The sequence below is a fragment of the Rhizobium sullae genome (assembly GCF_025200715.1).
Lineage (GTDB): Bacteria > Pseudomonadota > Alphaproteobacteria > Rhizobiales > Rhizobiaceae > Rhizobium > Rhizobium sullae.
This window is the reverse complement of the sequence record NZ_CP104144.1, coordinates 1809204-1832765: the sequence shown is the minus strand read 5'-3', so window position 1 is coordinate 1832765 and position 23562 is coordinate 1809204. Positions and strand designations below refer to the sequence as shown.

16 protein-coding genes and 1 pseudogene are annotated in these 23562 nt (G+C 59.8%); 10 read left to right on the top strand and 7 right to left on the bottom strand.

Annotated elements, in window-relative coordinates; translation table 11 throughout:
* Positions 1 to 302: 302 nt before the first annotated feature.
* The 6 genes from N2599_RS29425 to N2599_RS29400 all read left to right on the top strand — a co-directional run bounded on the left by N2599_RS29425 (position 303) and on the right by N2599_RS29400 (position 14369).
* Positions 303 to 1481 (top strand): polysaccharide biosynthesis/export family protein, encoded by a 1179-nt coding sequence (locus N2599_RS29425; protein ID WP_027512746.1) that lies wholly within the window; start codon positions 303 to 305, stop codon positions 1479 to 1481.
* 224 nt (positions 1482 to 1705) lie between these two features.
* The gene (locus N2599_RS29420; protein WP_027512747.1) at positions 1706 to 9148 is read left to right on the top strand and encodes a type I polyketide synthase; all 7443 of its coding nucleotides are present in this window, start codon (positions 1706 to 1708) and stop codon (positions 9146 to 9148) included.
* A 1-nt stretch (position 9149) separates the two neighbouring features.
* Positions 9150 to 10565, top strand: a complete 1416-nt coding sequence (locus tag N2599_RS29415) for an aminotransferase class I/II-fold pyridoxal phosphate-dependent enzyme (RefSeq protein ID WP_027512748.1) — start codon at positions 9150 to 9152, stop codon at positions 10563 to 10565.
* A 13-nt stretch (positions 10566 to 10578) separates the two neighbouring features.
* Positions 10579 to 11442 carry an SDR family oxidoreductase gene (locus N2599_RS29410; RefSeq protein ID WP_063829622.1) on the top strand — a complete coding sequence of 288 codons (864 nt, stop codon included), beginning with the start codon at positions 10579 to 10581 and terminating at the stop codon, positions 11440 to 11442.
* Between the two features lie 6 nt (positions 11443 to 11448).
* Positions 11449 to 13074 carry an LTA synthase family protein gene (locus tag N2599_RS29405; RefSeq protein WP_375714139.1) on the top strand — a complete coding sequence of 542 codons (1626 nt, stop codon included), beginning with the start codon at positions 11449 to 11451 and terminating at the stop codon, positions 13072 to 13074.
* Complete coding sequence (locus tag N2599_RS29400) at positions 13071 to 14369, top strand: capsule polysaccharide biogenesis protein (protein ID WP_027512750.1); 1299 nt, start codon at positions 13071 to 13073, stop codon at positions 14367 to 14369. Before N2599_RS29405 ends, N2599_RS29400 begins: the two co-directional genes overlap by 4 nt.
* Positions 14370 to 14613: 244 nt before the next feature.
* Here N2599_RS29400 and N2599_RS29395 read toward each other — a convergent pair whose 3' ends face one another.
* Both N2599_RS29395 and N2599_RS29390 read right to left on the bottom strand, forming a co-directional pair.
* Positions 14614 to 15618 (bottom strand): DUF4424 domain-containing protein, encoded by a 1005-nt coding sequence (locus N2599_RS29395; protein WP_051336752.1) that lies wholly within the window; start codon positions 15616 to 15618, stop codon positions 14614 to 14616.
* A 59-nt stretch (positions 15619 to 15677) separates the two neighbouring features.
* Positions 15678 to 16037, bottom strand: coding sequence for an aspartate-alanine antiporter-like transporter (locus N2599_RS29390; RefSeq protein ID WP_027512752.1), 360 nt, complete (start codon positions 16035 to 16037; stop codon positions 15678 to 15680).
* Between the two features lie 265 nt (positions 16038 to 16302).
* Here N2599_RS29390 and N2599_RS29385 point away from each other — a divergent pair, with 265 nt between their 5' ends.
* Entirely contained in the window at positions 16303 to 16599 is a 297-nt protein-coding gene (locus tag N2599_RS29385; RefSeq protein WP_027512753.1) for a hypothetical protein, read from the top strand.
* Complete coding sequence (locus N2599_RS29380; RefSeq protein ID WP_027512754.1) at positions 16589 to 17179, top strand: type II toxin-antitoxin system VapC family toxin; 591 nt, start codon at positions 16589 to 16591, stop codon at positions 17177 to 17179. The genes N2599_RS29385 and N2599_RS29380 overlap by 11 nt, the downstream gene beginning before the upstream one ends.
* A 247-nt stretch (positions 17180 to 17426) precedes the next feature.
* Here N2599_RS29380 and N2599_RS29375 read toward each other — a convergent pair whose 3' ends face one another.
* Positions 17427 to 17843, bottom strand: coding sequence for a hypothetical protein (locus N2599_RS29375; RefSeq protein WP_027512755.1), 417 nt, complete (start codon positions 17841 to 17843; stop codon positions 17427 to 17429).
* A 127-nt stretch (positions 17844 to 17970) separates the two neighbouring features.
* Between N2599_RS29375 and N2599_RS29370 the strand changes: the two genes are divergently transcribed.
* Both N2599_RS29370 and N2599_RS29365 read left to right on the top strand, forming a co-directional pair.
* Positions 17971 to 18561 (top strand): TetR/AcrR family transcriptional regulator, encoded by a 591-nt coding sequence (locus N2599_RS29370; RefSeq protein ID WP_245209301.1) that lies wholly within the window; start codon positions 17971 to 17973, stop codon positions 18559 to 18561.
* Between the two features lie 131 nt (positions 18562 to 18692).
* Positions 18693 to 19221, top strand: a pseudogene (locus tag N2599_RS29365) (FAD-dependent oxidoreductase); the annotation flags it as partial.
* A gap of 63 nt (positions 19222 to 19284) precedes the next feature.
* On the opposite strand, the gene N2599_RS29360 reads toward N2599_RS29365, so the two are convergent.
* Genes N2599_RS29360 through N2599_RS29345 form a run of 4 tightly spaced genes read right to left on the bottom strand, consistent with a single transcriptional unit; the run spans position 19285 to position 23562 of the window.
* The gene (locus N2599_RS29360) at positions 19285 to 19929 is read right to left on the bottom strand and encodes an ATP-binding cassette domain-containing protein (RefSeq protein WP_027512758.1); all 645 of its coding nucleotides are present in this window, start codon (positions 19927 to 19929) and stop codon (positions 19285 to 19287) included.
* On the bottom strand, positions 19926 to 21677 hold the full coding sequence (locus N2599_RS29355; protein WP_245209302.1) for an ABC transporter permease: 1752 nt from the start codon (positions 21675 to 21677) through the stop codon (positions 19926 to 19928). Before N2599_RS29355 ends, N2599_RS29360 begins: the two co-directional genes overlap by 4 nt.
* A complete protein-coding gene (locus tag N2599_RS29350) occupies positions 21653 to 22870 on the bottom strand; it encodes an ABC transporter substrate-binding protein (protein WP_084606617.1) in 1218 nt (405 codons plus the stop codon). The genes N2599_RS29355 and N2599_RS29350 overlap by 25 nt, the downstream gene beginning before the upstream one ends.
* Entirely contained in the window at positions 22867 to 23562 is a 696-nt protein-coding gene (locus N2599_RS29345) for a CDP-alcohol phosphatidyltransferase family protein (RefSeq protein ID WP_063829623.1), read from the bottom strand. The genes N2599_RS29350 and N2599_RS29345 overlap by 4 nt, the downstream gene beginning before the upstream one ends.

Genomic DNA, 23562 nt, shown 5'->3' with positions numbered 1-23562 from the left:
ACAAGCGCCGCGGTCGTCATCGCGATGCTTTTAGCGGACCGGCAAGATTTGGCGCACTCCGGCTTGTTTAAGCGCCTTTAACTCAAATTGTAGATAGTTGGCTGGGGCTGCTTGCGGGAGGGTGGTCGAGCCGTTACTGCACTATGGCATTGATAACGCAGCTGTGATTTTTTTAGGGATCGGTCCGCCAATTGGCTTGTTGTGAGACGTTCAGTGTGCTTTGCAGGTGCCAATTAGAATCTTTTGCAAATAGTTCGGCGGCGACCAGCAAGAGCGGTTCTGTCGATGTTGAGGGAAATCAATTGGTTCGATCGAGTATTGTGTTGATCTGCCTCGCCTTGGCGGGCTGCCAGGGGTTGCCTTCGCAGGGGCCACATGCCGATACAATTAACAAGGATGCTGGGCGATCCGCTGCAGAAGTCGGCCGCCGTAACGCTGCCGTTTTTGATATCGTCGACGTTGACAGCCGCTCTGCCACTCTCGTTTCCAACTATGTGACGACTGCTCTGAATCGCCGTTTTGGCATCGGTGGTGGCGTTGGCCGCGTGGTGATCGGTGTCGGGGACCACCTGAAGGTTACGATTTTCGAAGCAGGCAGCGACGGGCTCTTCTCGACGACGGAATCGAAGCAGACGAACCTCGATATCGTAGTGCAGCCAGATGGTATGGCCGCAATTCCCTATGCAGGATCGGTCCAGTTTGAGGGCAAGACACTTGAAGAAGCCCGTAAGGCAATTCTTGCGTCACTGGCGAACAAAGCCGTCGAGCCGGACGTCATCGTGACGAGTGTCAGCACGGCGTCGCGAAACGTGACGGTTTCTGGTGAGGTCGGCAAGCCATCCCAGGTGCCGCTGAGCTTGGTCAGCGAGCAGATCACCGAAGTGCTTGCAAAGGCAGGGGGCTCGCAGGCGCAGCCCTACGAGGCCTACGTTACGCTCGTTCGTGGCAAGAAAACCGGCACCGCGCTTCTGAAATCGATTATCGAAAATCCGTCGGAGGACATTTACGTCCAGCCCGGCGACCGGATTTTCGTGTCGAAGGACCCGCGGACATTTACAATTCTTGGCACTGCCAATCTCAATGCACGCATTAATTTCGGTGCGAACGATCTGAACTTGCTTGAGGCGGTAGCACTCGGTCGAGGTGGCAACGACCTGGCAACGGATGCAAAAGGATACTTCCTGTTCCGCTATGAGGAACCGGATGTCGTCATGAGCCTGCTTGGAAGCCAGCGGTTCCATGAACTGCTGAATAAGGGATTGGCGCCTGACAGCGTCGGCCGCTATCCGATCGTCTACCGTTTCGACATGAGTCATCCGGATAGCTTGATCGTCGGACAGACGTTCCCAGTCAAGAATCGCGATGTTATTTATATCTCGCGTCATCCCGCAGTTGATCTACGTATGTTCCTGGGTATTGTCGGGCAACCGGTCGGTATTGCTGCGCAGAGCGCCGGAGTTTACAATAACATTAACGATTAGATCTAGCGGCTGATCATTGCTGTGCTTTTCGAAGGGGCTTCGTGAGGAAACGATGGAGCTCCTTCCTTTGTTTACAATCGGTTACGGTTGTTATTGAAAGTTATGGGAATACAACCACAGATACGATTTTTTCGGGTGACAAGCCGTATCTTTTATGATGTGAACTTTAGCTGGCATTGATATCCACCCTCTGCCGACTACCGCCATAACGACACCGGGTGAACATGACGATTGAGATTATCGGGCGCGCAAGCGTTGCTCCAGGCGCTTCTTCCGTGGATGAACTGCGGCAAATTCTCGAGGACGGGACGTGCACCGTCACCGAAATCCCGGCCGAGCGCTGGCAGCTCGCCCGCTACTGGCACCCGCATCAAGGCATCCAGGGCAAGACCTACACCTTCGCCGCCGGCGTTCTTACCGACGTCTATCATTTCGATCCGGCTGTCTTTGGTCTTTCCCAGCGCGAAGCGATGCAGATGGATCCGCAGCAGCGGATCTTGCTGAGCCTTGTCTGGCGTGCGCTTGAGGATGCCAATCTTCCTGCAGCTTCCTTAAGTGGCGAGCAGGTGGGCGTCTATGTGGGCGCATCGAGCCTCGATAACGGCAATCTGGCCGTCGAGGATCCTGCGACCGGCAGCCCATATTTCATGACGGGTAATACGCTTTCGATCGTTTCGAACCGCATCTCGCATATCTTCGGGCTGCGAGGCCCAAGCATGACGATCGATACAGCCTGTTCGTCGTCGCTGGTCGCACTCGACCAGGCCGTGCGGGCGCTCGATCGCGGCGACATTGATACGGCGATCGTCGGCGGCATCAATCTCTTGGCGCATCCGCTTTCCTTCGTCGGCTTTGCGCAGGCTCGGATGCTGTCGCCGGAAGGGCTGTGCCGTGCCTATGACACGAATGGCCACGGCTATGTGCGCGCTGAAGGTGGCGTCGTGCTGGTGCTTCGCCGCACCGACAAGGCTCTGCGCGAAAGGGACCGCAGCTACGCCCGCCTTCATGCAACGGGCGTCAATTCGTCAGGCCGTACCAATGGCATTTCTCTCCCGTCGCGCGAGGCGCAGGCTGCGCTCCTGAAGTCGGTTTACGAAGGCGCCAATATCGATGTGAACCGCATCGCCTTCATCGAGGGCCATGGTACCGGTACACGTGTCGGTGATCCGGCAGAAGTCTGGGCGATCGGCAGCGTCATCGGCAAAAACCGTCGCGCGCCGGTCCCGATCGGCTCAATCAAGTCGAATATCGGTCATACCGAACCGGCGTCCGGCCTCTTCGGTCTGCTGAAAGCAGTTATTGCCCTTGAAAACAACTTCTTGCCGGCAACTCTTCATATCGAACGGACCAATGAGGACATCGATTTCGAGAGCCTGAACGTTCGCGTCAACACCTCTGCGATCGAGCTGATGCCTGCGAAAACCCCGCGTTTTGCGGGCGTGAACTCGTTCGGTTTTGGCGGCACCAATGCCCATGTCGTCATCAGCGATCCGGATCCTGTCGCGCCGCCTGAGCCGCAGGCGAAGGGTGATCGCGTCATCTTCATGGCAAGCGCTCACAGCGCCTCGGCACTCGAGGGCCTGCTTGAGGACTACAAGCAGCGTCTTGGACAGGCCGAAACGCGGGAGGCGCGCCAACTCGTCGCTTCGGCGGCCGCGAACCGTGAGGCCATGCGCCACCGTTTTGCGGTCAAAGCGAAAGATAGCGATGCGGTGCTTTCGGCAATCAAGGCTCATCTAGCGGGTGAGCCGACAGCTGGCGAGCGCGGGGAGGTACCTGGCCACGGCGTGCGGGTTGCATTTGTCTTTGCCGGAAATGGCTCGCAGTGGCCGGGCATGGGCGTGGACGCCTATCGCGAAAATGCGCATTTCCGCCAATGCTTCCAGTCCTACAGCGCGCTTTTTGAATATTACCTCGGCGAAAAGCTGACCGATCTGCTCTTTTCCAAAGACCTGCAGGAACGGCTCGCGGACACCAAGATCGCGCAGCCGATGTTGTTTGCGGTGCAGGCGGCGTTGACCGACTGCCTTTCGGCGCAGGGTCTCAGGCCCGATGCTGTTTTGGGCCATTCGGTCGGCGAGATTGCCGCCGCCTACGCCGCCAAGGCGTTGACGGCCGCAGAAGCGGTGGCGATCGTCGCCAAGCGTTCGCAGCATCAGGACCTGCTCGCTGGCGAAGGAAAGATGGCAGCCGTCGTCATGGGCGCGGATGCCGCGCTAGCCTTTGCAAAAGCGAACGGTTTCGAGGATATCTGCATCGGAGCCATCAACGCCCCGAATTCAGTAACGATTTCCGGCCCATCAGACCAGGTTCAAGCTTTCCGCGACGCCGCCCGCAAGGCGCAGATCGTGGCGCATGTGCTCGATATCAACTATCCGTTCCATCATCCGATCATCGATCGGGCGAAGGATGCATTTTTCGACGATCTGCCGGATCTCGAGCCGGATGCCGGCGTCGGCACGTTCATTTCCACGGTCACGGGCAGCCATGCAGATGGGCAGACGCTCGACACGGCTTACTGGTGGCGCAACGTGCGCGATCCGGTGCTTTTCAAGGACGCTTGCGAAGCCGCGATGGAAATGGGTTGCAACCTTTTCATCGAAATCTCGCCGCGGCCGATCCTTTCGAACTACGTGACGGACATCGCCAAGAATATTTCGCATCAAGCGGCCGTAATCCCGACGCTTTTGCGCGAAAGCGGAACCGGCCGCGATCCGGTTGCGCAGTCCTTCGCGCGTGCCGTCGCGCATGGCGTTTCTCCGCTTCGTTCACGCAATGCCGCCAGTCGCAATGCCTTCATTCAACTTCCGCCGCTGCCGTTCGAGAAGGTGGAATTGCGTCCACAGCCGACGAGCGACGAGATCGACATCTTCGGCCGCGATCAGCGTGTGCCTTATACGCTGCTCGGTTGGCGGACGGATCCGAACGGATCGAGCTGGAAGAACCATGTCGATGCCAACCTGATGCCAGACCTTGCAGAGCATGTCGTGGATTCCAAGGCGATCATGCCTGGCAGCGGATTCATCGAGATCGCCGTCACGGCTGCTCAGCAGTATTATGATACGGACGAGGTCGAGCTCGGAAATCTGGAGATCGTCCGGCCGTTGGAACTGCGGCATGACCGCATCGCCGAACTTTCGACGGTTCTTTCTCCCGAAACCGGCAACATCGAAATCCGCTCGCGCGAGCGGCTGAGCAATGACGACTGGACCGTTCATGCCGTTGCCCGGGTGCGCAAGACGATCGACGCTGTGGCCGATGAGCGCGCAGCTCCCGTCGCCGGCGAAGTCAAGTCGGTTCTAACGGCGGAAAAGACATATGAGACGGCTGAGCGCTTCGGCCTGCAATATGGTCCGCATTTCCGGTTATTGTCGAAGGCCGTCGCTTTCGGGCACGGTCTGATAGAGGTCGATCTTAAGACGGCGCAAAAGCCTGCCCATCCTTACCTGCGCTACAATCTGAATCCGATGTCGGTCGATGCTGCGTTTCACGGTCTGGTGGCGCTCTTCGATCAGTTGTCGGGCGACCAGGCAGGCGCGCCCTATATCCCCGTGCGCTTCGGCTCGGTTCGCGTCAGGCGTTCCGTAAGGCCGGTCGTCAAGGCGACGATCGGGATCGAGCGGTTCAGCCAGAATTCGATCAAAGTGCGTTTTCGGATGTTCGACGATGCCGGCACACAGGTCGCCGCATTCGACGATTGCCGCTTCCGCCGGACATATCTGAGGCGCCACCACACGCTGGATTCCGTTGCGTTCCACTATGAGAGCGTTCCGTCAACGCGCTTTGCTGCGACCTCCGAGATTCGTGCACTCCCTGTCATTGCCGGCGCCCCGGACGTGGCGCTGAATAACGCAACCCTTCTGCTCGACGCCGCCGTCTATCGCGCCTGTCATGAGATCGCGCTTGCGGTCGCGGCAAAGGATGGCTCAATTGCAGTTGGCAATCTTCCCGGCGATGCCGCGTTCAGATCCTTCCTCACCAGCTGCCTCTTCAGCCTCGAAGATGCCGGCATTGCCTCTTCCGGTGATGGAAAATGGACCGTTGCGACAGAATTCACGCTGCCGCCGGTCGGCGAGGTTCTGCGGGAACTCTATGGTGAAGATGCCGGCCGCATCGCGGAGGCCGTCCTCATCAACGATGCGCATCGAGACGCTCTCGAAAAGATCGCAGCCCTCAAACAGAGCGCCGACATTCCGTCTTCGAAGTCAGTCAGCGAAGCGACGCTCGAACATGTTCTCGTCCATTCGCCGTTGAGTTTGCGGCGCCTTTCCGTCGTAAGCGGCATGGTCGATAGCGTGCTGAAGGCGAAAAAAGGCGGTACCCGTCGGATTCTGGAAGCCGGGTCGATCTCGACCGCCTTCAGCCGCAAGCTTGCCCTGGCGGCAGCCGAACACGGCGCTTTGCTCGTCATTGCCGAACCGCGCGAAAACACCCGGCGCGCGCTGGAACTTGCCTTCGAAGACAGTGCGCATGTCATTGTCGCAGACCCCGATCAGCTCGGCGATCAGGCAGCAGTCGATCTGGTTGTCGCTGCCGGCGATCAGAGCCAGCAGCATCTTTCCAGCGACGAGGCGCTCCAGGCTGGTGTGCGCAAGGCAGCGGCTCACGGCGCGGCGCTCGTCCTTACCGAGCGCGCGCCTTCCGCTTTCAACGACTTCGTATTCGGCCTGTCGGACGGCTGGTTCGCAGGCAGCCAGTCTCCGGAATTTCCGATCGGAAAGCTCGGAACCGCCCGGCAGATCGAGGACCTTGCGCATTCGCTTGGGTTTGCGGATGCGAAAGTCGAGGAAGCCGAGTATCCGGAGGGCCGGCTCGTTTCGCTGGTTGCGCAACCGAAGGCAGTTACCGAAAAGCCATCGGCTGCCGGAGCCGATAATGGTCCGTTGCTTGTGATCGGGGAAGGCGCAAACCACGCCTCGGACTTCGGCGGGGTGGCAACAATATCCGTTGCGGCCGACCAGCCAAGGTCCGCCTATGCCGAAGCCTTCTCCAAGTTTGCGGGCCAGCCGGTGCGTGCGGTCTATTATGCCGAGTGCGCATCGAAGGAAGACCCATCGAAGCTGTCACAGGATCGGCTCGTCACATTTGCGGCGTTTGCAGAAGCGCTTGCCGTCTACATGCAGTCCGGCGAGGCTGCGCAAAACAGCCGGCCGCAGCTGCTGATTACTGCGCCCGGCGGCTCGCCGCTTTCCGGCGCGGGGACCGACGGTGCGAACTCCGGACTTTGGGCCTTCGCGCGCGTGCTGCAGAACGAGTATGAATTCCTGGACGTCCACATGCTCGATGCGAAGGCCGGCGATCGGCGTCTTTCCAGCATCGTGAATTCGATCTTTGGATCGCATGGCGCAAACCGCGAATGGGTGCTCGACACGGCAACCGGCGAGGTCCGTGAACTGCGCGCCGTTGCCGGGCCTTCGGCTTCGTCTGCACGGATGACCGGCGGCTATGCCGCGGCTACGATCCGCCAGCACTCGGCCGGACGCCTCGACAGTGTCGCTTGGGAAGCTTGTGGCGTACCGGCCGCATCCGACGACGAGATCGTCGTCGCGGTCGAGGCAACAGGTCTCAACTTCCGCGATGTCATGTGGGCGATGGGCCTGCTGCCCGAGGAGGCATTGGAAGACGGCTTTGCCGGCGCCACGATCGGCATGGAGTTTGCCGGACGTGTTGTCGAAGCGGGCAGGGGCGTCAGCGATTTGGCGGTTGGCGACAAGGTGATGGGTATCGGCCCGGCCGCCTTTTCGACGCATGTGAGAGTTCGCCGGGACGGCGTCACCAAGCTGCCCGAACGGATGGATACGGTCGCCGCAGCAACTGTGCCGGTCGCCTTCCTCACGGCCTATTACGCCATGGTCGAGCTTGGCCGCATTCAGCCCGGCGAGACGATCCTGATCCATGGTGCCGCAGGCGGTGTCGGCCTGGCTGCCCTGCAGATTGCAAAACTGAAGGGCGCGACGGTGATTGCCACTGCCGGAACGCTCGAGAAGCGTCGTTTCCTGGAAACGCTTGGCGCCGATCATGTCTTCGACTCGCGCTCCCTCGACTTCGTGACCGATATCCGCAGCCTTACCGATGGCGCCGGTGTCGATCTGGTTCTCAACTCGCTCTTCTCCGAAGCCATGGAGCGCAGCCTGGAACTCGTGAAGCCGTTCGGCCGCTTCCTGGAACTTGGCAAGCGCGACTATTATTCGGACCGCAAGATTGGGCTGAGACCCTTCCGCCGCAATATCAGCTATTTTGGCATCGATGCCGATCAACTCCTCGTCAACGTGCCGGAACTCACGAAGCGGATATTCACCGAAATCGGAGAGCTGTTCTCTGCCGGAAAGCTGGTGCCGATTCCTTATCGCGCTTTCGGCTACGACGAGATCAGCAGCGCCTTCCGACTGATGCAGAATGCCGGCCACATCGGCAAGATCGTTGTCCGTCCGCCGGTCATCGGCAAGGACAAGGTCCTGCCGGCACCCGGCAAGGCGCTTCATTTCGGTTCCGATGGCATCTTCCTGGTGGCTGGCGGCATCGGTGGATTCGGCCTTGCGACCGCAAACTGGCTGGTTTCGAAAGGCGCCCGGAAGATCGCGCTTTGTTCGCGCAAGGGCGTTGCCGACGACGAGACCCGCAAAGCGATCGCCGAATGGACAAAGAAGGGTGTCACGGCAAGCGTGCATGCTTGCGACATTACCGAGGAGAAGGCAGTCGCCGCTTTGCTTGACGAATTGCGGACCAAGGCGCCTCTGAAGGGGATCGTCCATGCAGCCATGGTCCTTGACGACGCCTTGCTTTCAAACCTCACGGCAGAACGCAACCGGCCCGTCGTTGACGTCAAGATCAAGGGCGCGGAAATCCTGCACCGGCTGACGGCAGATGACGACCTCGATCTCTTCCTGCTTTTCTCGTCCGCGACGACCATGCTCGGCAATCCGGGCCAGGCGAATTATGTCGCAGCCAATGGCTACCTGGAAGGTCTGGCGCGCCAACGCCGCGCAGCCGGCCTTGCCGGTCTGGCGGTTGGCTTCGGCGCGATTGCAGACAAAGGGTACCTCGCGCGCAACGCCGAGGTAAACGAGGTGCTTTCGAAGCGGATCGGCAAGTCGGCATTGAAGGCGGGCGATGCGCTGGAGCAGGTCGAGCGCTACATTCTCGCCGATCGGGGCCTCATCGAGGGTGCGACCGTCATGATCGCCGAGGTCGACTGGAGTGCGGCGCGGCTCTTGCCAATTGCCGGGAAATCGCTCTTCGAAACGATCATGCGCCAGGCGGGAAGCAGCCAGACGGCCAATGACAGCGAAACCATCGATCTCGAGGCGATGGTTGCCGGAAAGACCGCAGATGAAGCCCAGGCCCTTCTCCATAAGCTGGTCGCCGCCGAAATCGCGGCGATCCTGCGTGTCACCGAAGATGGGATCACGCCGGAAAAGGTGCTGAAGGATATCGGCCTTGACAGCCTGATGGCGATGGAACTCGGCATGAGCTTCCAGCAGAAGACCGGTTTCGACATTCCGCTGAGCGGCATCAGCGATGGCACGACCATCGGCGATGTTGTGGCCCGTCTCCGGGAGCGCGTGGCTAGCCGTAGCAGTGGAAACGAGGGAGCAGGCGAAGCCGAGCAGGTTGTCAGCCAGCTGATCCAGAGCCATTCTGGAACCGTTCAGAAAGCGGCAATGTGAGATGACAAACAATCCAGACGGCAAAGCGCAGGACCGGAAAACGGGACTGCTCGATCAGATGCGGCACGCCAACGAGTCGTCTGGGAGAAACCGGGCAGCCCGGATGAGCCGCCATCCCCAGCCGCCGGTTCGCCAAGTGACAAGATTCGATGAACTGCCGGAATACCAGCGGGTGATGACCCAGAAGATCGGGGCGCAGATGGCCGGCATCGGCAACCCCTTCTACCGCTCGCATGACAAGGCGGCGGGTGCAACGACAGTCATGTCGGGCAAGGAGTTCGCCAACTTCGCCTCTTATGATTACCTCGCGACCAATACCGATCCCCTCGTCAACCAGCGGGCAAAAGAGGCGATAGATCGCTTTGGCATCTCCGCTTCGGCAAGCCGCCTGGTGGCCGGAGAGCGGCCCGTGCATGTCGAACTCGAACACGCGCTCGCCAAGGTCTATGGCGTCGATGCTGCGGTCTGTTTCGTCAGCGGCTACCTGACCAATGTCGCTGCGATCAGCTGTTTGATGGGCCCGCAGGATCTCGTGATCCATGACGAGTTCATCCATAACAGCGCGCTTGCCGGGATCAAGCAATCGGGCGCGACCCGCCGTCTCTTCAAGCACAATGATGTTGAGAACCTTGAATCTGTTCTGAAGACGCTGTCCTCCGACTTCCGGCGCATTTTGGTGATTGTCGAAGGCGTCTACTCGATGGATGGCGATATCGCCGATCTGCCGGCACTGGTCGAGCTAAGGTCGCGTTATGGCTTCTGGCTGATGGTCGATGAGGCGCACGCCCTCGGCGTGCTCGGAAAAACCGGCCGCGGCAGCTTCGAACATTACGGCATCGACCCACATGAAGTTGACATCTGGATGGGGACGCTTTCCAAGACCACATCGAGCTGCGGCGGTTACATAGCTGGAAGCCAGGCCTTAGCGGACGTCTTGAAGGCGGAGGCCGGCGGCTTTGTCTATAGCGTAGGCCTAGCGCCGGTACTGGCAGCTGCGGCATTGGCCGGCCTGGAAATATTGACGAAAGAGCCGGAGCGTACCGCGCGGCTGCGGCGCAACGGCGCGCTCTTCCTGAAACTTGCGAAGGAAGCCGGTCTCGATACCGGCCTTGCGACCGGTTACTCCGTTGTCCCCGTCATCGTTGGAGATTCCGTTCGCGCCGTGCAGCTGTCCAACGATCTTCTCGAAGAGGGCGTGAACGCACTGCCGATCATCCATCCGGCAGTTCCCGAGGGCATGGCGCGGCTGCGTTTCTTTATTACCTGCAATCACACGGATGAGCAGATTGCGCATGCTGTCACAGCGACCGCGAAGCGGCTGAAAGATTTACAGGACCGCAATTTCGGCCTAGGTTCGATCGACTTCGAAAAGGTGATGAAGCTCCTGCCGATGAACCAGATGGCGGGTAAGCCTTAGGCAGGACGATGCAATGCATGTCATCGTAACCGGCGGTTCCAGCGGTATCGGGTTAGCAGTCGCAAAGGCCTACGCCGCCAGAGGTGAGCGTGTTTCGCTGATCGCGCGCGATGCAGCACGCCTCGAAGCGGCGGTTCGAGACGTCAAGGCTGTATCGAAGGGCGGAAGCGCTTTTGCCGTTTCGGCTGACGTGTCCAGGCATGAGGACCTTGCAACTGCGGTCAAAGCCTGTGAAACCGCGAACGGCTTCTGCGACGTGCTCGTTTCCTCTGCCGGCATTGTCGAGCCGGCTGCCTTCGACGCTCTTCCGGCCGCCGTCTTCGACCAGCAGGTGACCACCAACCTTCTGGGTACGGCAAATGCTGCCCGTTCAGTCTATCACAGCATGAAGGCGAGGGGGCAGGGCACGATCATGGTGGTGTCGTCGGGTGCCGCGTTGATCGGCCTTCATGGCTATGCGGCCTACTGCGCTTCCAAATCGGCGCTGAACGGCTTTGCTGAAGCCTTGCAGGCGGAAGCCGTCGGAACGGGTGTCCGCATCTCCATCTGCTTTCCGCCAGATACGCTGACACCGCAGTATCAGCGTGAGATGACGATGCGGCCATGGCAGGCCGAAGTTCTGATGGGCAAGGTGAAGCCTTGGTCGGCAGAAGCAATTGCAGAGCGCATTGTCGCCGGTATCGACCGCGGCCGCTCAAAGATCCACTTTACGTCGTCTCTCATGGCGCTTGCCTATCTGGGCCCGTTCATCAAGCCGTTGCTTTCGCTCTGGTACCGGCATCGATTGAAGCGTGGCGCAAAGGAAACGCATGCGATGTCATCGACTGTGCATTTGAAGACAGGGATATCATCGGGCATTGACACGCCCAAGCTTTAATCGGATTTGGCATGTGTTGCCGGTAATAGAAAATCGATGGTTCCGTTGCGCTTACATGATGCCCCTTTTTTATTGGTTGCCTTCTGCTTCGCCCTGACGTGCATCTTCGTCTATGCGACGGACTGGTTCGCGATGCCGTCGGCCGTCTATCGCCAGAACAACATCGAACGAACGCCAGCACGCCATGCGCTCGACCTTGCCGCGCGCCTTCCTGTCATCGCTCTGGTCTTTGCGGGGTTCTTCTCAGTGACGTGGCGGCCGATCTACGCCATGCAGGCGACGATGAGCTTCTTCGTGATTTTCACCGGGATTTCGCGTGCCAAGTTCAAGTTCATCCGCGAGCCGCTGATTTTCTCCGACATTGCGCTCGTCGTCGATGTCTTCAAATACAAGGAGATCTTCTACGCGACCTCGCTGAACATCTTCTTCTGGATGTTCTCGTTGCTTTACGTCTTCGGCGTGACCGGGCTCTACTTTTATTTCGAGCCGCATATCCTGCCTGACAGCGCACAGGCGTTCTGGGTGCTGGTCGGGCTTGCCGTTGCCTTCGGCCCGTGGCTGGCGCTTTTCTACGGTCCTGTGAACGGACCGGTATCGCGGGCCACGCAGCAGCTCGTCGGACCAATTGATATCAAGAAGAATACCGTCCGTTTCGGCACGTTCACGTCTGTCGTCCTGCATTTCATTATATGGCTCGGCCGCCGCCGCGAGAAGATCGTGCACGAGCTGTCCGAAATGCTGAAATCGGCGCTGCACGACCTTTGGGATCCGGACGGCGATGAGGAGCCGCCGCTCATTGTCATCTGGCAATCGGAGTCCTTCATCGATCTTCGTCATTTCGAAGTCAAAAACCTTAAGCTTCCCAACCTTGATCGGCTGCGCAAGCGGGCAGCGCAATGGGGCCGCATGACGAGCGTCTTCGAGGGCGGTTATACGCTTCGCACCGAATTTGCAGTCTTAAGCGGCCTTCAGCCGGACGACGTGCATATTGATGCGAGCTATCCCTATCTGAGCGCAAGCCAGTATGCGGATGTCGTTTGGCCGAACAAACTGAAGGAGGCCGGCTGGAAGACGCAGTTCATTCATCCCTACGACCGCACCTTCTTCCTGCGCCATAAGGCGATGCCGCAGCTTGGCTTCGATCACATGATGATGCTCGACGAATTCGACCACAATCTGGAGCGCGACGGCCCTTATGTCAGCGATCAGGCGCTGACGAAGAACGTGATCCGCGAGATCGAAAAGGATCCGGACATCAAGAATTTCCTGTTCGTTGCCTCGATGGCCAACCATGGACCGTGGGAGGCCGGTCGCGTCGGTGATCTCACGGACCCTGTGGAGATCTATTCCGAGCTTCTTCGCCGCGCCGATCACGCGCTTGGAAATCTGGCCCATCACCTCGACACGCTGGACCGGCCAGTCTGGCTGCTTTTCTACGGAGATCATGCGCCGCTCTTGAAGGCTTTCGCTGATCCGTTTCCGGATCCTCGTACCGACTATATGATTGTGCCGCTTGGTCGCGCGCGCGCCCATTCGCAGCGTCCGGTCCCGCCGCGGGAAGAAGCTCCGTGGAACCTGCTCGGAACGCTGCTGCGCTATGCCGGCCTCAGCAAAGAGTTGCCGGCGGAATGATCGTGCCGGTCCGCTCAGAGGAGAAGGCGAAACGCGTCTTCCTGTTTCTCCAGGGGCCGTCGTCCATCCTCTATTGCCGGATCGCGGACCGTCTTGAGGCAGCCGGCTGCGCGTGCGTTCGCGTCAACCTCAACAGCGGAGACTGGCTATTCTGGCGCAGGCGTGGTGCCGTAAACTATCGCGGTCCCGTCGCAGCCTGGCCGGGCTATGTTCGTCAGCTCATGGCGGACCGCAAGATTACCGACCTCATCGTCCACGGAGAGGAAAGGCCCTACCACCGCGCTGCCATCGCCGAAGCCCGCGCGATGGGCGTTTCGGTCTATGCCATCGAGATGGGGCATCTGAGGCCTGACTGGGTGACGATCGAGCGCGAAGGTCTTTCGTCCAATTCGCGGTTTCCCGTCGATCCGGATCATATCCTTGCGGCTGCGAAAGGGCTGCCGGAGCCGGATTGGAACAGGCGCTACAGTCATACTTTCCTCTCGGAAGCGATCGCCGATCTGCTTTATTACCTGCCGACCGTCTTCTTCTCGCTCTTTTATCCCCATTACCGGCGGCACGGGCTGTTTCATCCGCTCGCCGAATATGCCGGCTGGCTGAGGAGGCTCGCAATGGGGCGAGGTCGCGGGCGAAAGGCGAATTTCGAGGTTCGCCGGCTGTCTTCCGGAGCCGCGGCCTTCTTTGTCTATCCGCTGCAGATTGAGACAGACTATCAGTTGCGCGCCCATTCGCCGTTCCGCAGCCAGCGGGACGCAATCCGTTATATTTTGCGCTCCTTTGCCGAGCATGCGCCCGAAGATACGCAGCTGGTCGTCAAAATCCATCCGCTCGACAATGGGCTTATCGACTGGGACGACTATGTGAATTCCACCGCCCGGTCGCTTGGAGTGTCGGGCCGCGTGCAGGTTATCGATGGCGGTGATCTCTCCGCATTGATTTCGACATGCCTGGGCATGGTAACGGTGAATTCCACAGCCGCCCTTTCGGCATTGCAGGCGGGTAAGCCGGTGAAGACGCTCGGCGTTACGATCTACGATATAGAAGGGCTGACGGATCCGAAATCCATCGATCTTTTCTGGCAAGATCCGCAGCCGCCATCGGCAGAGCTTCTTGAAGCGTTCATGCGATTGCTCGCCGCCTCCGTGCAGGTTCGCGGCAACTTCTATTCGAAAGAGGGAGCGGAGGCTGCTGCCGAAAGTATTGCCTCGAGGTTGCTGGCGCGAAATGTCAATGAGCCGGGCGCTTACGTCGAGCCGCCGATCCGCAAACATCCGATGAAAATAGACGTCCCCTGACTCGTATCCGACAGGGCCTCTCTCGTTTGAAGCCAAGGGTTCAGAATTAAATTCTCAGTCATTGCCATGATCGGCATGACCTTCACTCCACGTCTCTTCTGCGCGCTTCAGTTGTCTTCTGAATTTGACAGCTCGGCCCTTCGGTAACAGGCCATGCGTCCGGTTCCTGACTTCGGAGCCTGTTACGCGGCGCGAGTGCAACGGGCCCGTTTTGATCCCTGAATTGTGATGTTCCCGAAACGAGCTACCGCCAGTCAAAAACCGCAAAGCGGATGTCTTCCTTTGGCGTGAAATTCATCCGCCTCAGCTCGAACGCCGTCGGGCCGGTCTTCTTGAGACCGCTCAGGCACAGTGTCAGAACTGCGTTCGGATTCTCCTTGTCGATCGTCAGGTGGAAGTCTCCGATCGGCCCCTTCCAGTTGGCCCCGGTGGTCAGAATATACTCCACTTCGGAGGGTCCGCCGATATTGGGGCTTCTTTGCGGGTCTGCCTGCGCAGCCGCTTGTGCCTGCTTCACTAGCCGGCGGACGCCTGCCTTACCCTGGTTGTCAAGGCAGTAACTCTTGTAATCATTGAACTGGCTCTCGTCGAAGGAGGAGACACCGCCAGTGATCGGCTTGTAGCGATGTTCGACGGTGATGGTCTTGCCAGCGGGAAAGGTCTGCTCCCAGTGGAAAGTTGCTCGCAGCTTCCAGGTAGGGTCGAAATCGGCCGACCGATTGCCGGGATCGTCTGCCTCAATGAGCCTTTGCTTGACGAGATGTTGCCGGACTTCATGCGGCAAGGCGCGTGTCTTTTCCTGCCATCCTGGAAGCTGCGCATTGACCGGCAGGCCGGCCTTGGTGATCGCCGCCGTCACATCGGCACCCTCGCCGGTGACCGCCTTCTGCTCCAGTTTTGGTTGGACAGGCCGCCCATCCACCGTCACGTGGAAGTCGACGAAATTCTCCTGGTCTTCCGCCGGCAAAAACACCATCTCCGAACCTTCGTTCTGATCGACCTCCGGTAGCGGAAAGGCGACCCGCGTCGTGATGTCCCGATCGCTCTCGTTGCGGAAGGCGTAGCGCACCCGGATTTGGCTCGCCGACAAATATAGATCTTCGCTCGCCATGACGATGTCTTTGGACGTCGTGAGTTCCAAGCCACCAGCGCCGAGGACGGCGCTGGTGTCGTTGGCAAGCACGGAAGTGGGCACCATGGTGGCGAAGACAAAAGGGGCAATTAGCGCGGTGACGACGTTAGCTTTCATTTTTTCTCACCCTTTCTATTCTCCGAATGTCGTCAGTGTCGGGGGCGATGCCATGCAGCTCAACTTAACGCTACGACCGGCCCGAGATTTGTCAAAAGAATATTGCCGATTGCATAAGGCACCGTGAAGCCGAGTGCTGGCGCAGGACTTTCCGCGAGATCACTCGCCGAGAGCATGGCGGGATCCTGGGTGTGTGCGCCGGCAAGCGCGCCAACGAGCGCAACCGAATTGATCCCAAGCAGGAAATGGCCGACGCCGAGGCCGACTATCAGCGGAACGAGAGTGACGACCACGCCTGCCACAAGGATCGTCGGGCCGTCGGTCGCGAGCGCGGCGAGGGCCTGTGGTCCCGCCGTGAGGCCGACCAACGCGCAGAAGGCGGCCAGTCGTGGATCCCACATGATCTGCGTTGCGACCACCGGTGCATTAGCATTAGCCCGGCCAGGATACCGCGCATGCCACCAGCCGAAGAGGAGGCCACGCCACCAGCGAGCCGGCGCCCGCCGAAAGCGTGATCGGCAGCCCGCCGATCGTGACCGAGACGAGGCGATCAGTACGACGCACAAGAGCCCAGCCGCTGCGTCTGGACGGTTGGCGTTTCGTGATTCCCACTCGCCGACCACTATTGAATCTTGCCTTCCAGTTCAACGCAATCCATATTATGTTCAACACAGGGAGAATCCTATGGGTACCCAACCACGAACTGCTGCGGAAAGAGAAGCAAAGGTCGCCTTGGCTCGCAATAAGCTCGTGCTCGAGCAAGCGAAGGCCGTCGGTCTCCTTGGCACGGCGAAGAATACCCGCTTGTCGGGGCGAGTGCCCTCGGAGTTGATCGAGGCGGCGAAGAAGCGCGCCCATGTCACCTCCGACACTGAGCTGCTGGAATTGGCGCTTTCCCGGCTGGCTCTTGAAGATGACTTCGGCGCGCGTCTGGTGGGCCGCAAGGGCACCATCCCGACGGATATCGATCTTGGGGTTTGATCTTTCTGAGACCCTCCGATCACTAAAGCCCCAGAAGCATGTCGGAACGCTCGAGCGCAGGCGCGACGAAGATATCCTATGGGCTGCTGACGAACCGGCAATCGGAGGGGCTCTATTTCTAGATACCAGCGTCTATCTGGATGTGCTTCAAGGGCGCTCGCCCGTGGAGGTTGATATGCTGCTTACGTATCGCCTATGCCACCATTCGGCAGTCTGCCTGTCTGAGCTGACTCATGCCTTCGGCCGGCTGGATCCAAAGCACGCCTCTACAAAAGCGGTCCTCGAAACGATCACGGCGACCGTAGAAGATATTCCGGAGCACCGACTTCATGCTCCAGATGCAGCCATTTGGGGACAGGCCGGCGTGTTGGCGGGTCTGCTCTTTCGCTTGAGCAACCTGCCAAAGGGTGCTGGACATGAGCGCCGCTTCGTCAATGACGCACTTGTTTTCCTGCAGGCACGACAACTGGGCGCGAGTGTGCTGACTGGTAACGTCCGGGACTTCGATTTCCTCTCCCAGATTATGCCGAGCGGTCGGGTCATCGTCTATCGAGCTCCGCTTGAGCCGCGATCATCATGAACGCCGAGCTCTCGCCTTATCGAAGGGCTGACGGATCCGAAGTGCATCGATCGTTTCGGGCAAGATCCGCAACCCCAACTGACGCGGATTCCAGGAAAAGGCGCTTTGGCGCAAGCCTTCCGATATGGCCTAAGCCGATGGCCTAATACTGATCCTCGCTTTTGGCTTTGCAGTAAGTCCCGCACAAATTTGAATGTTGATAATCCCGGCCGCCTAGACACCTCGACGGCCGGGTTGTCTCGACTTGTCAGCCCGCGGCTACGGCCTGCCCAAGCTCGGCGTTCGTCATTGCCTTGCCATCGAGATTCCACGTACCGTCGACAGCGTGGACCCCATTCGACCAAATGCGATCCTTGGCAAGTGTGCCACCAGAGAGATCATGGAGTATCTGTGTAGCTTCACCGAAGAACGCGGTTTGAATGTCGTGGCTTGCGAGAGCAAAGGATGGCGTCTTGGTTTCGATCCAAGCTCCTTCGACCGGTTTTCCAGCAGAGAAAGTCTGTCCTTTGGGCAAAACATTGAGATGCGCCGTGACGTTAGGGGTCATCACCTTGTTTCCCCCAAGCCCATGATGATTGAGGAAGGATTCCGTTATCTTCGCAACGACGACATGCATTTTGTCCGCAGGAATGACGCCTTCGGTAAGCGTGAGACTGATGGGCATGATAGCTCCTGTTTCTGAAGGGGACATGAGGCATTGCCTCGCGTAACGGCACGTTATATAACGACCGTGATCCTATTGATAGGATAACGATCGTTATAGCGTCAAGCATAAAATAACGATCGCTATTATGGAGTTCGACATGCGGTATCAGTCCGATCACAAAGAAGAAGCAAAAACGAAGCTTCTCGACGCAGCGGGAAGGGGTTTTCGCCGGCAAGGCTTCGGTGGCATTGGCGTGGACGGCTTGGCGAAAGAGGCCGGCGTCACCTCCGGTGCATTCTACGGACATTTCAAATCGAAAGACGCTGCCTTCGAGGCCGCGGCAGTCGCAGGACTGGATAACCTTCGTGAATCCATTGCAAAGTTGCAGGCGGAAGAGGGAGACCGCTGGACCGAGACATTCATAGATTTCTATCTTGGCGAACTGCTCCGTTGCTCACCCGACAATAGCTGTGGGTTGCAAAGCCTGACGTCCGATGTGACACGATCTAGCAAGGATACAAAAACGGCATACGGCATGGCGCTGGAAAGCGTTGCGCAACAGTTGGCCGACAAGTTGGAAGGAAGAACTGAGGAGGAGAAGCGTCGGAAGGCGTGGTCACTGATGGCGCTCCTGTCCGGAGGCGTGACAATGGCACGCAGCGTTGCGTCACCGGAGCTTCAGGATTCCATCGCTTCGCACCTCAAGCAGGCGGCGCGCTTGCTACTACGACATTAGGGGGTTCCGTGGTCATTTCTGCATTAATACCCGCTAAGGACGAGCGTGTGTGTGAACGATCTCCGCGCACCGCGAGAGCGCAATATCAAGCGCCACTCGAGACGGCGCTGCACTCAAACTGATACGCATGCCTGGACCTTGAAGCACTGCCGCGCTCGCTGCTCGTCCTCGGCGGTGGCTATATTATATCGGCGCGGAGCTCGCCCAGATGTTCGCCCGTGCCGGCGTGCACGTGACGCTCGTCTGCCGGTCCCGCCTGTTTCCCGAGGCCGAACCCGAGATCGGCGCCGCGCTCACCGGGTATTTCGAAGTGGAGGGGATCACCGTCGTCTCCGGCATTGCCTATCGCGCAATCCGTAAGACCGAGGGCGTGTTGCGCTCACGGTTTCCCGAGATGGCCAGGACACGACGATCGACGCCGATCAGGTGCTCATCTCCACTGGACGCACGCCCAACATCGAAGGTCTTGGCCTTGCCGAGCACGGGGTTGGCATTTCGCCGAAGGGCGGCATCGTCGTCGACGACCGCATGCGCACAACCAAGACTGGCGTCTATGCCGCCGGCGACGTCACTGGTCGCGACCAGTTCGTCTACATGGCCGCCTATGGCGCCAAGCTCGCCGCGAAGAACGCCCTCAACGGCGACAGCCTGCCGCGGGATCGGTGTTCAACCGTCTCTACTCCACCTTGAAGGACCGGCAGCGCGTGCGAGAGTATCCTACTTTCAGGCCCTCCCCAAATGCAGTATCTGGCCATTGGCAGCTTCGGCGTCTGTCGAGTCGTGGGTGACGAGCAGAACCGGTAGCCGTTTGGCGACAGCGCGGTCGAACACAAAACGACGAAAGTCGCGTCGCAGGTCTGAATCGAGTTTGGAGAATGGTTCGTCGAGAAGCAGGGCTTTCGGCGCCGCCAGGAGTGTTCTCATCAGGGTGACGCGGGCGCGCTGTCCGCCGGATAGCGTTGCTGGGTCGCGGTCCTCAAATCCGCTGAGGTCAGCCTCCACCAAGGCTTCGGTGACACGTGCAAGCCTTGCGTCGCGTCCCATGACTGAGCGAGCAAGTCCAAAGGCGAGATTGGCGCCGACCGAGAGATGCGGAAACAAGAGGTCATCCTGAAACAGGATGCCGACGTCGCGCCGTTCCGGTGGCAAGTTGGTCACATCACGCGCCCCGATCAGGACCTTCCCCGTCGCGTTGAAAGCCGGATCCAGATGGCCGCCAATGAAGGAGATCAGCGTGGACTTGCCCGATCCGCTTGGCCCCATGACGGATGCGACGGCGCCTGGCTCGACGTCAAGGTCAAGGTTCGAGACGAGCCTCCTGTCGCCGATTGAGATCGTCACGGAGCGAAGGGTTAGTGCATTCGTCATGAGCGCCCCGATAGAGATCGACGGTTGGCAAACACGATCCGTGGAACGGCCAACGCCACCAGATAGGCGGCGAACGGAATAAGGGTTTGCAGGAAGGCGAAGACGCCGACGACCCGGCGGTCGCCACCACTTGCCATCGCGACCGCCTCGGTCGTCAATGTTGCAATGCGCCCGCTGCCCGCAAACAATGTCGGCAGATATTGTGCGACGCTGACGGAAAAGCCGATTGCCACGGCGATGGCAATCGGCCGAAGCAGGATCGGCAGCTTGATGCGGATCAGGGCACCGGTCGGGGAGGCACCGAGCGCTGCGGCGGATCTGATATAGCGGGGGTCAAGCGCTTTCCAGGGGTCGGCGAGCGCCAGCAAAACATAAGGAAATACGAACAGGAGATGCGCCCACGCGACGGCCAGAAATGTTCCATCGAGCTGAAGCTTGAGGGCGAGCACCTGTGTTCCGAACAGGAACGCGATCTGTGGAAGGAGAAGCGGGATATAGATCGGATGCCAGGGCGTAGCGCGGCGGCGCCTTCCGCTTCGATCCTCCGCTTCGAGCCAGGCAACGGCAAGGAGGAGCGCAACAGCGGTCGTGACAGCTGCAAGCGCCACGGTGTTGCCCAGCGGCCAGATGAGAGCGTGAGCCTGGCGGTTCCAGATATCAAGACTCCAGGTCGATGGCAGGGCATCGGGAAACGGCCATCTCCAGGCCACGGACCAGACGGCGAGCGCGATGAGGGAACCTAGCCCCAGCATGAGAACGATCATAGCGAGGGCCGCAGCCACCTTCAGACCCGGTTCGCCGGTCACGCCACGACCACCCCTCGACGTCCACCAGAGGCCAATGCCGGCGACGCCCCGCTCACTGACCCGCCAGAGACCGATCGCTCCAACGACAACCAGCAACTCCAGGGTGGCCGCAGCCGCGGCCGGAAGGGTTCGCGAAACGTCGGGCGACATGAACCATTTGAGCGCCATGACGGAAAGCGGCGCAGGGTTGGTCGGCGCCAGGATCAATGCCATGTCGACGACCGAGAGCGAAAACGCCAGGACGACGTAAACCGGCAGGCGGATCTGCGCGTAGACCTGTGGCGCGATGATTTTGATCCAGACGATGCCTGGTCCGTAGCCGAGGGCGCTACCGGCCCGCATCTGCTGATCGACGGGGATCTGGTTCAGGGCCGCAAGGATGACGATCAACAGGAACGGCAACTCCTTGATGAGGAGGCCGATGACCAGGGCCATGCCCCACGGGTCCTGAACGATGGCGATATCGGGGGGCACCGCGTAGCCCGTCAGCCAAGGACTCGCGAGCCGCGCAAGCCAGCCACTCGGGGCCATCAGGAAGGCGAGCCCGATCGCCATCGCCGCATGGGGTGCAGCGAGCAGCGGGGCCAGAAGGCCGTCGGCGCCGCGATCGCGCATTCGACCGTGGACGACCGCGCAGAAGCAGAACGCGAGGATCAACGCGAGGACGGTTGCCGTGACGCCTGTCGTTACTGTGATCCGAAGACTCGTCGCAAAGCCAGGATAACCGAACAGTTCCCGCCACGGCTGCACGCCCAGCGCATGGCCTCCGATCGACGGCAGGTAGCCGAATGCGGGAAGGAGGGTGAAGATCAGGCCTGCCGCAATCGGAATGCCGAGCCCGCAAAGAAGAAGGAGCCCAACTGCCTGCCGCAGGTTCGGTCCCTGCAGGAAAGGGATCAGGCCGCTTATGCGGAACCTTATTTGACGTATCGCCGCATCCATTCGTCGGTGATCCTCGTCATCCAGGAGGGGTGCGGTTCAAGGAGAACCGGTCCCAAGTCCGCGTTGGTCGGCAGTGCGGGGCTCGTCGGCAGGTCGGCGAAGAGCTGGCGCCGCTCCGTCGAAAGCTTGTCGAGGTCGAGCACTGTGAAGCTGCCCAGCACCCGGATATCCTGAGCGTGGGCTTGGGTCGCCGGATCGAGCAGGAAATTGGCCACAACCATGGCCGCTTCCTTGTGCGGCGAATTGTAAGGGATGGCGACGAAGCTCGTATTGCCGATGGTGCCGCCGGAGAGCGAGTAGGTGCGTATTGTGTCGGGCAGCAGGCCCGACGCGACCGAAGCCGCAGCCTCAGCAGGATCGAACGACATGGAGAGATCGATCTCCCCGTCGTTGAGGAGTTGCCGCGCGGCGGGTCCATTCGACGGGAATTGTTCTCCGCGCCGCCAAAGCAACGGCTTCAACTGTTCGTACCAGGACCAGAGCGGCGCCGTTTCCTTGGCGAAATCCGCGTCGGTCACTGGCTGTTGCAATCGGCCTCGATCAGGCGCCAGTTCGATGAGCGCCTGCTTGAGGAAGGTGGCGCCCATGAAGTCGCGTACGTCGGGATGCGTGAAGCGGCCTGGATGTGCCTTCGCCCATGCCACGAAGTCCTTGATCGTGCGCGGCACGTCGCTCACGCGGGAAGAGTCGTAATTGAACACGACCTGGGCGAGACGCCAGGGCGACTCCATCCCATCCACGGGGATCGTGAAGTCCGTGACGTTCGAGAGTTTGCTAGCCGTGTCGACATATTGATAATTGGGCAGAAACTGCGTGAACGGCCCGTAGAGGAGTTGCTTGTCTTTCATCGACAGAAAATTCGGGCCGTTGATCCAGATGAGATCGACAGAACCGTTGTCGTCGCGACCGGCGGTTTTTTCCGCGACGACACGCGAGACCGCCTCGGCGGTATCGGAGAGCTTTACCTGCCGGACCGTGATGCCATATCGGGTCTGAACTTGCTGTCCAACCCAATCGATAAAGGAATTGGTCCGTTCATCACCGCCCCACGCGTTCCAGTAGACCGTCTGACCGCGTGCTTTTGAGACGAACTCGTCCCACGTACCGGCATTGGCGGAGCCTAACCCACAAACCAGCGCCAGCCCCGCCGCTGCCAGAACGCCCAATGGGCCGAGTCTCTTCCTCCGTGTCATAATGTAAATCTATCTCCGGTTGTTTTAAGTTTTCGGGCTTTGGTGACGCTTGGCTCCTGCTGGTCGCTTGCGCCGGACGTGAGATCGGGCGCAAAGGCTCGCCATCCCCACCACCAGCGGGTGACCGTGGTCAGGACGCACAAGGCAGCGAGACCATATGCGATTGCAGGAAACGCTCCGGGCCAGAGGCACATCGCCACGAATACAGCGATTGTCTCCGCCCCCTCCGTGAGTCCGCCGAGATAGTAGATGCCCTTCGCAGGGTAGTTCGTAGACGACAGGCCCCGTCGGCCTGCGATAGTGGCAAAGGCGAGGAAGCTGCTGCCGGTGCCGACGAACGCGACCAGCAAGGTTGCCGCAGCCAGCGCGTTCGCTCCTGGGTCAGCAAGAGCGAACCCGAACGGCACTAGTGCGTAGAAGACGAAGTCGAGCGCTATATCGAGAAACGCGCCACGATCGGTCGGTTGCGTCCGTCGCGCGAGCGCGCCGTCGAGGCCGTCGAGGCCGCGATTGACGAGAATCACGATAAGCGCAGCCGCGTATTGACCTGAAGCCAGAAGCGGAACGACGGACACCCCAACAGCAAAGCCGAGTACCGTGACGGTATCGGCGGAAATGCCCAGTTTCACGAGCAGTGCCGCAGGCGGATCCAGCAGTCGCTTCTGCAAGGGAAGAAGATGACGGTCGAACAT

Coding starts and splice junctions, on each gene's coding strand:
- N2599_RS29420 (WP_027512747.1), top strand. CDS start 1,706: ATGACGATTGAGATTATCGGGCGCGCAAGCGTTGCTCCAGGCGCTTCT.
- N2599_RS29415 (WP_027512748.1), top strand. CDS start 9,150: ATGACAAACAATCCAGACGGCAAAGCGCAGGACCGGAAAACGGGACTG.
- N2599_RS29410 (WP_063829622.1), top strand. CDS start 10,579: ATGCATGTCATCGTAACCGGCGGTTCCAGCGGTATCGGGTTAGCAGTC.
- N2599_RS29400 (WP_027512750.1), top strand. CDS start 13,071: ATGATCGTGCCGGTCCGCTCAGAGGAGAAGGCGAAACGCGTCTTCCTG.
- N2599_RS29395 (WP_051336752.1), bottom strand. CDS start 15,618: ATGAAAGCTAACGTCGTCACCGCGCTAATTGCCCCTTTTGTCTTCGCC.
- N2599_RS29385 (WP_027512753.1), top strand. CDS start 16,303: ATGGGTACCCAACCACGAACTGCTGCGGAAAGAGAAGCAAAGGTCGCC.
- N2599_RS29375 (WP_027512755.1), bottom strand. CDS start 17,843: ATGCCCATCAGTCTCACGCTTACCGAAGGCGTCATTCCTGCGGACAAA.
- N2599_RS29370 (WP_245209301.1), top strand. CDS start 17,971: ATGGAGTTCGACATGCGGTATCAGTCCGATCACAAAGAAGAAGCAAAA.
- N2599_RS29360 (WP_027512758.1), bottom strand. CDS start 19,929: ATGACGAATGCACTAACCCTTCGCTCCGTGACGATCTCAATCGGCGAC.
- N2599_RS29355 (WP_245209302.1), bottom strand. CDS start 21,677: ATGGATGCGGCGATACGTCAAATAAGGTTCCGCATAAGCGGCCTGATC.
- N2599_RS29350 (WP_084606617.1), bottom strand. CDS start 22,870: ATGACACGGAGGAAGAGACTCGGCCCATTGGGCGTTCTGGCAGCGGCG.
- N2599_RS29345 (WP_063829623.1), bottom strand. CDS start 23,562: ATGTTCGACCGTCATCTTCTTCCCTTGCAGAAGCGACTGCTGGATCCG.